We start from the raw sequence: 10,377 nt of genomic DNA on the forward strand, positions 1-10,377 counted from the left end.
CGATCCGAACCGCCGAAAAGCCCCCCCGAGAGCCAGCCTCAGCGCCCGTTGGTATCAGTTGCGCAGGCCGGCGGCGATCGCGCGATTGATGTTGATCAGCACCGAGAGCTTCTCCGGCGTCGGCTCGATCATCGTGTCCATCGTGCGCTTGAAGATGAAGGTCGCCAGATTGGCGATGTTCTCCTGCAATTCGTGCGGCAACTCGCTGGTCTCGCCGGTGGCGAAGGAAACGAGGATGGTCCAGAGCTTGCGATTGAACGTCAGAGCGTGATCGAGATCCTTCTCGTTCGTCGCCCAGTCGTCCGAAATCGCCTGAAGACGGGCGGCGGCGCGCAGAAGAAGGCCGGACTCGAGATCGCGCGGATTGGCGATGGTCCTATTGGTCTGGCGATAGGCTTGAGCCGCTTGCTGATACATGACCGATCAGACGCCTTTCGTGTTCGATCAACAATCTCGCGTCCTTGAGCGCCTTGTAGAGATTGCCGCTCAGGATATTCTTGCTAACATCGGTAATATAGCCGATAGAACTCGGCGATGCAAGAATGAATTCATTGATCGCAGTGAAATATTCGTCCTGAAGCTTCTCGACATTCCGTGCCAGATACATCAGTTGTACGATGAGGTAGATGCGCTTGGCCGGAGTATCCGCGGTCGCCGGCGAAAGAATATCCTTCTCTCGAAGGATCGGTGCACTGCCTTCGATGAACAGACGAGTGCGCTGATGGTCGTTGGTGATCAACGACTCGCCGATGATGATCTTCTCGCCTGGCTTGAGTTCGACCTTGAGTGACATGAGGCCTCGTGCTGGGACAGGCGGTACGGAGATCTCGATCTCCCTGCCGGGATCATCTTCGCGCAACCGTGGTTAATGCTGCGTTGACGGATCGCGAGACGCCAAGACGGGCGGGGTGGCCCCGCCCGTCTGGAGATCTTCTTCGATGTCGCGGTCGATCAGCCGAGGAGCTGAAGGACCTGCTGGCCGGCCTGGGCCGACAGCGACAGCGCCTTGGAGGAGAGCGACTGCTGGGTCTGGAGAGCCAGCAGGTTGGCGCCTTCCTCGTTGGTGTCGGCGAGCGTCAGCTTGTCGGCGCCGGTCGACAGGGTGTTGATGATGTTCTTGGTCCAGTCCTGGCGGATCTGCACCGTCGACAGGTTGGTGCCGAAGGTCGAGGACTGGGCGCGCAGCTCGTTCTGAGCGGCGGAGAGCGCCTTGAGGACGGCGTTGATCTGGGCGTCGGTGGCGAAGCTCACCGAGGCGGCCGAGGGGGTCGCGACCAGGTTCGAACCGCCGACGGCCGAGTCGGACGAGTCGTTGTGGGCGACGGTGAAGTTGTTGGCCGAAGCGTAGCTGATCTGGCCGGAGGCCTCGTCGTAGCTCGCCTGGATGTCGCCGTTGGTGGCGCTGTTCACCTTGTCGACGACGTCCTTGATGGTGTCGGCGTCGGTCAGGTCGACCTTGTAGGTGGTCGACCCGGACGAGGTGGTCACGGCGAACTCGAGATAATCGCCGTCGGCGGAGCCGGCGTCGGTGGTCTCGGCCGTGTTGGCGCCGAAGGTCGTGCCCGAGCCCGAATAGATGGTCGAGTCGAGGCCGATGGCGGTGGCGTCGGTGTAGTCGACGGCGGTGATCTTGAGCTTGTTGGTCGAATCTTCGTTGAAGATGACCGACAGGTCGTTGCCGGTGCCGGCGAGAAGGTTCTTGCCGTTGTAGCCGGAGTCCTTGGCGACCGCCTCGAGCTGCTTGAGGATCTCGCCGTACTCGGCGGCGTACTTGGCGCGAGTGGCGGTGTCGGAAGCCGTGGTGGAGAGCGCCTGCGTCGCCTTGCCCTTGGCACTGTCGACGAGCTTGGAGATCGAGGTGATGCCCTGATCGGCCGCCTTGAGCACCTGGATCGACTGACCCATGTCGTCGAGCAGGTTGGAAAGATCGGAGGCGCGGTTCGACAGACCGGAAGCGGTGAAGAACGACTTCGGATTGTCGAGAGCGGAATTCACCTTGCGGCCGGTGGCCAGTCGGTTCTGTACCGTCCCGAGCAGTTCGGCGGTCGACTGCAGCGACAACAGATTCTGCCGGACGGAGGCGGAAAGAACGATATCGGACACCGATCTCACTCCCGTTTCTGGTGGTCCCCGCCGATTCGGAAGGGAGTGTTGTTTCACTTCATGGGAGCATCATGCTTCGTTAACCTTAATGGAGAGTAAACCGGATCAAGCGTTTGCCGGGACAGCGCGATATTCCTTCGCCGGCCGGAATTCGGTGGCCTCGACGCACGGGGAGAGTGGCGGGGAGGGCGGAATTCGGCCGATCGCGCGCGCCGTCGCGAAGACGCGATCGACGAAACCCGGTCCGCATCCGGGCCGAGAAACGCGAAGACGGGCGGGTTTGCCCCGCCCGTCTCGTCGTCTTCGAATCTTCTTCGTGATCGGATCGATCAGCCGAGGAGCTGAAGGACCTGCTGGCCGGCCTGGGCCGACAGCGACAGCGCCTTGGAGGAGAGCGACTGCTGGGTCTGGAGAGCCAGCAGGTTGGCGCCTTCCTCGTTGGTGTCGGCGAGCGTCAGCTTGTCGGCGCCGGTCGACAGGGTGTTGATGATGTTCTTGGTCCAGTCCTGGCGGATCTGCACCGTCGACAGGTTGGTGCCGAAGGTCGAGGACTGGGCGCGCAGCTCGTTCTGAGCGGCGGAGAGCGCCTTGAGGACGGCGTTGATCTGGGCGTCGGTGGCGAAGCTCACCGAGGCGGCCGAGGGGGTCGCGACCAGGTTCGAACCGCCGACGGCCGAGTCGGACGAGTCGTTGTGGGCGACGGTGAAGTTGTTGGCCGAAGCGTAGCTGATCTGACCGGAGGTCTCGTCGTAGCTGGCCTGAACCTCGCCGTTGGTGGCGTTGTTCACCTTGTCGACGACGTCCTTGATGGTGTCGGCGTCGGTCAGGTTGACCTTGTAGGTGGTCGACCCGGACGAGGTGGTCACGGCGAACTCGAGGTAATCGCCGTCGGCGGAGCCGGCGTCGGTGGTCTCGGCCGTGTTGGCGCCGAAGGTCGTGCCCGAGCCCGAATAGATGGTCGAGTCGAGGCCGATGGCGGTGGCGTCGGTGTAGTCGACGGCGGTGATCTTGAGCTTGTTGGTCGAATCTTCGTTGAAGATGACCGACAGGTCGTTGCCGGTGCCGGCGAGAAGGTTCTTGCCGTTGTAGCCGGAGTCCTTGGCGACCGCCTCGAGCTGCTTGAGGATCTCGCCGTACTCGGCGGCGTACTTGGCGCGAGTGGCGGTGTCGGAAGCCGTGGTGGAGAGCGCCTGCGTCGCCTTGCCCTTGGCACTGTCGACGAGCTTGGAGATCGAGGTGATGCCCTGATCGGCCGCCTTGAGCACCTGGATCGACTGACCCATGTCGTCGAGCAGGTTGCCGAGGTCGGAGGCGCGGTTGGAGAGCGCCGACGCGGTGAAGAACGACTTCGGATTGTCGAGGGCCGAATTGACCTTGCGGCCGGTGGCCAGTCGGTTCTGAACCGTGCCGAGCATATCGGCGGTCGACTGCAGAGACAGCAGGTTCTGCCGGACGGAGGCGGAGAGAACGATACCAGACATGTTTTACTCACTCCCGATTCTGGGGCTTCCCCTCCATCCTGGAAGGGCGTGCGTACTCGGCACGTCGGGATCATGTTGGCGCGGTAACCCTAATTCGAAGTAAACGGCAGCGGCCGGTATTCGCCCATGAGATGGAATTTTTGTTAGACAGAGGTGAATACGTCCACTGTCGTCGGATGGTCGAATACGCCGTGTTGCCAAGGGAAATGGCGCCATACGAGTGTAATGCGCGCATCAATTCATGACGACCTGTCGCTCGTGCCGTAGGTTGCACGAGTTTTCGTGATGAAGACGATCGTTGAAAAAGCAAGACGGGCGGGAAAGCCCGCCCGTCTCGTCGATGCCGTGGTCGCGAACGATCACCCGAGCAGCTGGAGAACCTGCTGACCGGCCTGCGCGGAGAGCGACAGAGCCTTGGTCGACAGAGCCTGCTGGGTCTGCAGGGCGAGGAGGTTGGCACCTTCCTCGTTGGTGTCGGCGAGCGTCAGCTTGTCGGCGCCGGCCTGCAGGGTGTTGATGATGTTCTTGGCGAAGTCCTGGCGGGTCTGGACGGTCGACAGGCTGGTGCCGAAGGTCGAGGACTGGGCGCGCAGGGTGCTCTGAGCCGAGTTCAACGCCTTGAGGACGGCATTGATCTGGGCGTCGGTGCCGAAGTTCACCGCGGCCGACGCGGCGGTCACGGTCAGCTTGGAGCCGGAGACGGCGCCGTCGGACGAGTCGTTGTGGGCGACGGTGAAGTTGTTGGCCGAAGCGTAGCTGATCTGACCGGAGGTCTCGTCGTAGCTGGCCTGAACCTCGCCGTTGGTGGCGTTGTTCACCTTGTCGACGACGTCCTTGATGGTGTCGGCGTCGGTCAGGTTGACCTTGTAGGTGGTCGAACCGGACGAGGTGGTCACGGCGAATTCGAGATAATCGCCGTCGGCGGAGCCGGCGTCGGTGGTCTCGGCCGTGTCGGCACCGAAGGTCGTGCCCGAACCCGAATAGATGGTCGAGTCGAGGCCGATGTTGGAGGCGTCGGTATAGTCGACCGCCGTCACCTTCAGCTTGCTGGTCGAGGTCTCGTTGAAGAGGACCGAGAGATCGTTGCCGGTGCCGCCGAGGAGGTTCTTGCCGTTGTAGCTGGCATCCTTGGCCGCGGAGGCGATCTGGTTGAGCAGCTCACCGTATTCGGCGGCGTACTTGGTGCGCGAGGAGCTGTCCGAGGTCTGCAGGGCCTGGTTGGCCTTGGCCTTGGCGGCGTCGACGAGCTTGGAGATCGAGGTGATGCCCTGATCGGCCGCCTTCAGCACCTGAACCGCCTGACCCATGTCGTCGAGCAGGTTCGAGATGTCGGAAGCGCGGTTGTTCAGGCTCTGCGCGGTGAAGTAGGCGCTGGCGTTGTCGGAGGCCGAGTTCACCTTGCGGCCGGTGGCCAGGTGCTGGTTGGTGATGCCCATCATCTCGGCGGTGGACTGCAGCGACGAGAGAGCATTACGGACGCCGGCGGAAATCGCGATAGACATGTTGTTCGATCCTTCCTGATCGAGATACGTCGGTCCCTTCTGAACCGCGGTCACCTCCGATAGATGACGCAACAACAACTGCCGGCCAAACTTGAATCATTGCATAAGGAATGTAGTTAACGAACGTCATGGTTAAGCGTGTTTGAAGTAATCGACGAGCGTATACAGTTTGTTATGCTTACCGCATCGTTTACGCTGAGGACGCGCGCGACGAAAAAGCCCTCGCTTCGAGGGCGAGGGCTCAGGGTGTGCGATCGACGCGGAGGGGGGCGGGGCTGTGCCGTCTTCCCCGCTCAGACGGATCGGTCGACGGCAGGTGTCTCGTGGGAGGTGCGGTCGTGTTGCTCGTAGGCGGCGCGCGAGCGGATCTTGTCGGAGCGGGGGATCTCCAGAATGACTCGCTCCGTCGTCTCGTCGGTCCAGCGGTAGACGACCGAACCGCTCGGGAGGTCGCGTTCGAAACCGGCTCTGATGGCGAGCCGCCCGGCTCTTTCCTGATCGCGGCGACGGTCGTCGGTGGAGGAGGCGTTCTGCGACGGCTGAGCCGCGCGAACGGTCTTTTCGGTCGGGAGATCCGTCGCGGTCGCGCCGCCGGCGACGTCGTCGCGGCGGTTGGGTGGATCGTGGACGATCGTCGCGTAGGGTCTGATGGCTCCGGTATCCATGGTCGACTCCTCGGGCTCTCCCTGCCCTGGATCTGGTGTCGTGCCATGCTCCACACGCGATTTGAATCAACCGTAAACAAATCCATTCGCCGACCACCTCCGGGTGAGTAGCGGTGGAATATTCGTCGATATGGTGAATCGTCGGCGCGAGTCATCGGTAAAGATGGGTCTCGTGTTCGAAGCAAACGGCCGGCGAGAACTTGAGCGGATCGAGTCGAGCCGGTCGAACGACTCGATCGGCGTGTCGCTTTCCCCGGCGAGAGGGCGTAGAAAGAGGAGCGATGCAGGGCCGGCACGACTCTCGTGCTGCGGCCCGGCGTCGCCCCAATCCCGCCACGGCGATGCGCGAGGTTCGGGCTCACAGCTGCGAGGAAAACCCATGTCGCTGCCCGCGGATCATCCACGTCTGAAGAAGCGTCCCTTCAGCGAGGGCGAGTTGATCGCCGACGGTCTGATCCATGCGATCGCCATCGTGGCGGCGATCGTCGGGCTCGCCGTGCTGATCATGCTGGTGGCGTTGAAACACGGCGGAGTCGAGATCACGGCGACGATCGTCTACGGCTTCGGCCTCCTGGCGATGCTCGGCTTCTCCTGCGCCTACAACCTGGTGCCGGCCTCGGATCTGAAATGGATCCTGCGGCGGTTCGATCATTCGGCGATCTATCTGATGATCGCCGGGACCTACACGCCGCTGATCACCCTCTTCGACGACGGGGTCTGGGCCTGGACCCTGGCGATCGTGGTGTGGAGCGGCGCGGTGCTGGGGATCGTCGTCAAGCTGGCGTTGCCCGGGCGCTTCGACCGGCTGTCGATCGTCGCCTACGTCGTCCTTGGACTTGTCGTGGTGGCGGCGATCGAGCCGATGCGGCGGTCGCTGCCGCCGGCCACCGTGGCGCTCGTGGCGATCGGCGGCGGCCTCTACATCTCCGGCATCGCCTTCTATCTGTGGAAGAGCCTCAAGTTCCACAACGCCATCTGGCACGGCTTCGTCGTCTCGGCGGTGTTCTGTCACTTCGCCGCGATCACCCACGCCATGGTCGCCTCGGCCTGAGCGCGGGGACGGGGCATGAGCCTTCGATGCCGTTCACAGGCGGCGATCGACGGCGATGCCGCGGGCGGTCGAATAGGCGGCGGCGCCGGCTGCGGCGTCGCGGCCGTAGGTGCGGGGAGCGGTCCTTTTGCCGACCGTTTCCGAGACGGTGCGCACCAGATCCTCGGACACTTCGCGGGCGATGGCGAGGACCGAGAGGTTCTCGCGCAGGAGTGCGTTGAAATCGCCGTGTCGACGGCGCAGTTCTTCGACCCGGGGCGCGCACAGACGTCCGAGGACGACGGAGTTGGCCTTCAGACGGGCGCGCAGGCGCAGGTAGTCGCCGGAGACGCGGGTCTTCGCGGCTTCGAGTTCGGCGGCGGCGAACAGCAGCCCGGCGCGCACCAGGCGGGTCTCCTCGCGGATCACCTCTTCGAGATGGCCGAGTGTGTCCGCCACTTCGTCGATCAACGCCTCGGCGGCTTCGGCCGTACCGATCAGCGGCTCGGTCTCGGGCAGGGGGCGCGGCGTGCGGTGGCTCGGGTTCATTTCGAGGCGCCTTCCTGGACCTGCAGCAACTGGGTGTAGACGGCGTCGGCGAGGCCGATCCCGCCCGAACGGGCGATCTCGCCGGCATATTTGTCGACCAGGATGCCGCGCCACGTCTCCTCCGCCTGACCGCCGTGGAACGGTCCGGAGGTGTCGATGCCGGCGAACATCTGGTTGAACATGGTGGAAAGGAAGACCTGCTCGAACTCGGTCGCCTTGGCGCGGGCCTTGGCTTCCGGCGTCGCCTTGGAGCCGAGCGCGGCGTCGCCCATGGTGTGCAGCGCCGGGGTCGAGGTGGCGAGCGAGATGGTGGCGTCGAAACCCATCACAGCACCTCGATGTCGGCCTGGAGGGCGCCGGCCGCCTTGATCGCCTGGAGGATGGTGATCATGTCGCGCGGGCCGATGCCGAGGGCGTTGAGCCCGTCGACCAGCTCGCGCAACGAGACCGTCTGGTTGACGATGGCCATGCGCTTCTTGGAACTGTCGTCGACGGTGACCTGGGTCCGCGGTACCACCGTCGTCTGGCCGGCGGCGAGCGGGTTGGGCTGGCTGACCTCGGGCTGCTCGGTGACGGTGACGGTGAGGTTTCCCTGCGCGACCGCGACGGTGGAGACGCGGACGTCCTGGCCCATGACGATGATGCCGGTCGCCTCGTCGATCACCACCTTGGCCGGCAGGTCGGGTTCGACCGCCAGTTGCTCGATGTCGGTGATGAGGTCGACGATGTTGCCGTTGAACTTCGGCGGCAGGGTGAGGCGGACGGTCGAGGGATCCACCGGCTCGGCCGAGGGCACGCCGATCAGGTCGTTGATCGCCAGAGCGATGCGGCGGGCGGTGGTGAAGTCGGGGTTGCGCAGGGCGAGGCGCACGGCGCGCATCGAGCCGAGCTTGAACTCGACTTCACGCTCGACCAGGGCGCCGGAGGCGATGCGGGCGGAGGTCGGCACGCCGCGGGTGACGGAGGCCGCTTCGCCCTTGGCGGTGAAGCCGCCGACGGCGAGCGCTCCCTGGGCGATGGCATAGACCTCGCCGTCGGCGCCCATCAGTGGGGTGACGAGGAGGGTGCCGCCCTGCAGGCTCTTGGCATCGCCGAGGGCGGAGATGGCGACGTCGATGCGGGTGCCCTGGGTGGAGAACGGCGGCAGGTTGGCGGTGACCATCACGGCCGCGACGTTGGCGGTGCGCATGTTGGCGCCGCGGGTGTTCACGCCCATGCGCTCGAGCATCGCCTGCAACGACTGCTTGGTGAAGGGCGCGTTGTTGAGACTGTCGCCGGTGCCGTTGAGGCCGACGACGATGCCGTAACCGACGAGCTGGTTCTCGCGGACGCCCTCGATGGAGGCGAGATCCTTGATCCGCGACGTCGCGGCCTCGGCCGTCGCGACGACGGCGAAGAAGGCGGCGGCGAAGGCGAAGGTGCGAGCGACAGCGGTGAACCACATGGACATCGAACGAGATCTCCCCAATCTCGTCTTTCGTCTTGCGAGGGTCGTGCCAGATGCGGGCGTCGCCGCGATGGGGCGGAAACGGGGCGGAAAACCAAGGCTTCACGTCCGGCCTCGGGATTCGGGGGTGTTCCGCCGGCACTTCGACGGCGGAAAATGCTGCCGGTTCGTGTTAGAGAAGGTGCGAGGCGCGGCAGAAGTTGCCGGGCCGGCCGGAGAGACGAGACGTGGCGATCAGGATCGACGGACCCGGTCGGACGGGCGGGGTGCAGAGCGGTCGGCCGACGCGGGCGAAGGAAGGCGGCGGCGCTTCGTTCGCGCTGCCCGGCGCCGACGTGCCGACGAAAGCCGCCGCCCCGACACTCGCCGGGGCCACCGGGCTCAACGACATCGCCTCGCTCTTGGCGCTGCAGGGCGTGCCGGTCGCCGAGGACCCGCGCGAGCGGCGGCGCAAGGCGGTCAAACGCGGGCTCGACCTGCTCGACGTGCTGGAGAACGTCCGGCTCGATCTCCTCGGCGGCGGCGTGGCCGATGATCGGCTGGAGCGGCTCGTCCGGATGCTCGGGGGCAGAGCGCCGTCGGGCGACGACCGCCTCGACGCTCTGGTCGCCGACATCGAACTCCGGGCCCGGGTGGAGTTGGCGAAGTTCGGTCGCTTTCCCGACTGATCGCAGAAATATCAGCCGTATCGCCGCGGCATCGCGGATCGATCTCGCGGATGAAAACCATTCGTAGAGAAAATTTCCACAGCGCCTACGCTTTCATCGTGACGTCATCTCCTCGGCGTTGTAAGAGGCCGGCGCGATGGCTATATTCCGCGCGCCTTCGCCACCCCCATCCAGAATGGATAGGAAGGGAGTATCGATGTCGGTCGTGAGCGAGTTGGATTACCGCCCGTCGGAAGACGAGGCCTTCATGAACGATCGTCAGCGCGAGTACTTCCGCAAGAAGCTACTCGAGTGGAAAGAAGAGATCCTCAAGGAGTCTCGCGAGACTCTGCAGCATCTCGCCGACGAGAGTCAGAATCATCCCGATCTGGCGGATCGTGCGTCGTCGGAAACCGATCGCGCCATCGAACTGCGTGCGCGAGACCGTCAGCGTAAGCTGATCTCGAAGATCGACTCGGCGCTGAAGCGCATCGACGACGGCTCCTACGGCTACTGCGAGGAGACCGGCGAGCCGATCTCGCTGAAGCGGCTCGACGCCCGTCCGATCGCCACCTTGTCGATCGAGGCGCAGGAGCGCCACGAGCGCCGCGAGCGCGTCTACCGCGACGACTGATACCGAGTTCACGAAATTCGGACTCGTCCGAATTTCGTGAGTTACGGCCTGACCGGCCGGCGCCCGTTCGGGCTTGCCTTCGCGGATGAAGTTCCGAACAGGTCGGAACTTCATCCGCTCGGTATGATACCAAAGGCCGGAGGTGCTGACGCACCCGGCTTTTGAAGGAACGCGAATTTCTCATTCGCATCCGGGGCATGAGAAATTCGCGTCAGGAATACCATCGGTCATTTCCAATGGCCGCTGGTATCAGGAGACCTGTGTGCGGATAGGTCTCGACGACCGTCATCTGACGTGATTCACTCAATCAACACAATGG

Annotated in this window: 12 protein-coding genes; 3 read left to right on the top strand and 9 right to left on the bottom strand. The window is 64.2% G+C overall.

Annotated elements, in window-relative coordinates:
* Nucleotides 1-54 precede the first annotated feature (54 nt).
* The 6 genes from flaF to V7Q42_RS20760 all read right to left on the bottom strand — a co-directional run bounded on the left by flaF (nt 55) and on the right by V7Q42_RS20760 (nt 5,751).
* The gene (flaF, locus tag V7Q42_RS20735) at nt 55-417 is read right to left on the bottom strand and encodes a flagellar biosynthesis regulator FlaF (RefSeq protein WP_333826172.1); all 363 of its coding nucleotides are present in this window, start codon (nt 415-417) and stop codon (nt 55-57) included.
* Nucleotides 377-793 carry a flagellar biosynthesis repressor FlbT gene (gene flbT / locus V7Q42_RS20740; RefSeq protein ID WP_333826173.1) on the bottom strand — a complete coding sequence of 139 codons (417 nt, stop codon included), beginning with the start codon at nt 791-793 and terminating at the stop codon, nt 377-379. Before flbT ends, flaF begins: the two co-directional genes overlap by 41 nt.
* Nucleotides 794-951: 158 nt before the next feature.
* Nucleotides 952-2,103: a flagellin N-terminal helical domain-containing protein gene (locus V7Q42_RS20745; protein ID WP_333826174.1), complete on the bottom strand. Its 1,152-nt coding sequence runs from the start codon at nt 2,101-2,103 to the stop codon at nt 952-954.
* A 329-nt stretch (nt 2,104-2,432) separates the two neighbouring features.
* A complete protein-coding gene (locus V7Q42_RS20750) occupies nt 2,433-3,584 on the bottom strand; it encodes a flagellin N-terminal helical domain-containing protein (protein ID WP_333826175.1) in 1,152 nt (383 codons plus the stop codon).
* 359 nt (nt 3,585-3,943) lie between these two features.
* Nucleotides 3,944-5,086, bottom strand: coding sequence for a flagellin N-terminal helical domain-containing protein (locus V7Q42_RS20755; RefSeq protein ID WP_333826176.1), 1,143 nt, complete (start codon nt 5,084-5,086; stop codon nt 3,944-3,946).
* Nucleotides 5,087-5,379: 293 nt separating this feature from the next.
* Nucleotides 5,380-5,751 (bottom strand): hypothetical protein, encoded by a 372-nt coding sequence (locus tag V7Q42_RS20760; RefSeq protein ID WP_333826177.1) that lies wholly within the window; start codon nt 5,749-5,751, stop codon nt 5,380-5,382.
* A gap of 379 nt (nt 5,752-6,130) precedes the next feature.
* On the opposite strand from V7Q42_RS20760, the gene trhA reads away from it, so the two are divergent.
* Nucleotides 6,131-6,802 (top strand): PAQR family membrane homeostasis protein TrhA, encoded by a 672-nt coding sequence (gene trhA, locus V7Q42_RS20765; protein ID WP_333826178.1) that lies wholly within the window; start codon nt 6,131-6,133, stop codon nt 6,800-6,802.
* Between the two features lie 33 nt (nt 6,803-6,835).
* Here trhA and V7Q42_RS20770 read toward each other — a convergent pair whose 3' ends face one another.
* The 3 genes from V7Q42_RS20770 to V7Q42_RS20780 are packed head-to-tail and all read right to left on the bottom strand — an operon-like array spanning nt 6,836 to nt 8,774.
* Nucleotides 6,836-7,330 (bottom strand): flagellar protein FlgN, encoded by a 495-nt coding sequence (locus V7Q42_RS20770; RefSeq protein WP_333826179.1) that lies wholly within the window; start codon nt 7,328-7,330, stop codon nt 6,836-6,838.
* The gene (locus tag V7Q42_RS20775; RefSeq protein ID WP_333826180.1) at nt 7,327-7,656 is read right to left on the bottom strand and encodes a rod-binding protein; all 330 of its coding nucleotides are present in this window, start codon (nt 7,654-7,656) and stop codon (nt 7,327-7,329) included. Before V7Q42_RS20775 ends, V7Q42_RS20770 begins: the two co-directional genes overlap by 4 nt.
* A complete protein-coding gene (locus V7Q42_RS20780) occupies nt 7,656-8,774 on the bottom strand; it encodes a flagellar basal body P-ring protein FlgI (protein WP_442958246.1) in 1,119 nt (372 codons plus the stop codon). Before V7Q42_RS20780 ends, V7Q42_RS20775 begins: the two co-directional genes overlap by 1 nt.
* A gap of 230 nt (nt 8,775-9,004) precedes the next feature.
* Between V7Q42_RS20780 and V7Q42_RS20785 the strand changes: the two genes are divergently transcribed.
* Together V7Q42_RS20785 and dksA are read left to right on the top strand one after the other, a co-directional pair.
* Nucleotides 9,005-9,445: a flagellar assembly protein FliX gene (locus V7Q42_RS20785; protein ID WP_333826182.1), complete on the top strand. Its 441-nt coding sequence runs from the start codon at nt 9,005-9,007 to the stop codon at nt 9,443-9,445.
* A gap of 196 nt (nt 9,446-9,641) precedes the next feature.
* Nucleotides 9,642-10,058, top strand: coding sequence for an RNA polymerase-binding protein DksA (dksA, locus tag V7Q42_RS20790; RefSeq protein WP_333826183.1), 417 nt, complete (start codon nt 9,642-9,644; stop codon nt 10,056-10,058).
* Nucleotides 10,059-10,377: the final 319 nt, after the last annotated feature.

Origin of the sequence: Pinisolibacter sp. (assembly GCF_036782435.1) — a bacterium.
Classification (GTDB): Bacteria; Pseudomonadota; Alphaproteobacteria; order Rhizobiales; family Ancalomicrobiaceae; genus CALBKH01.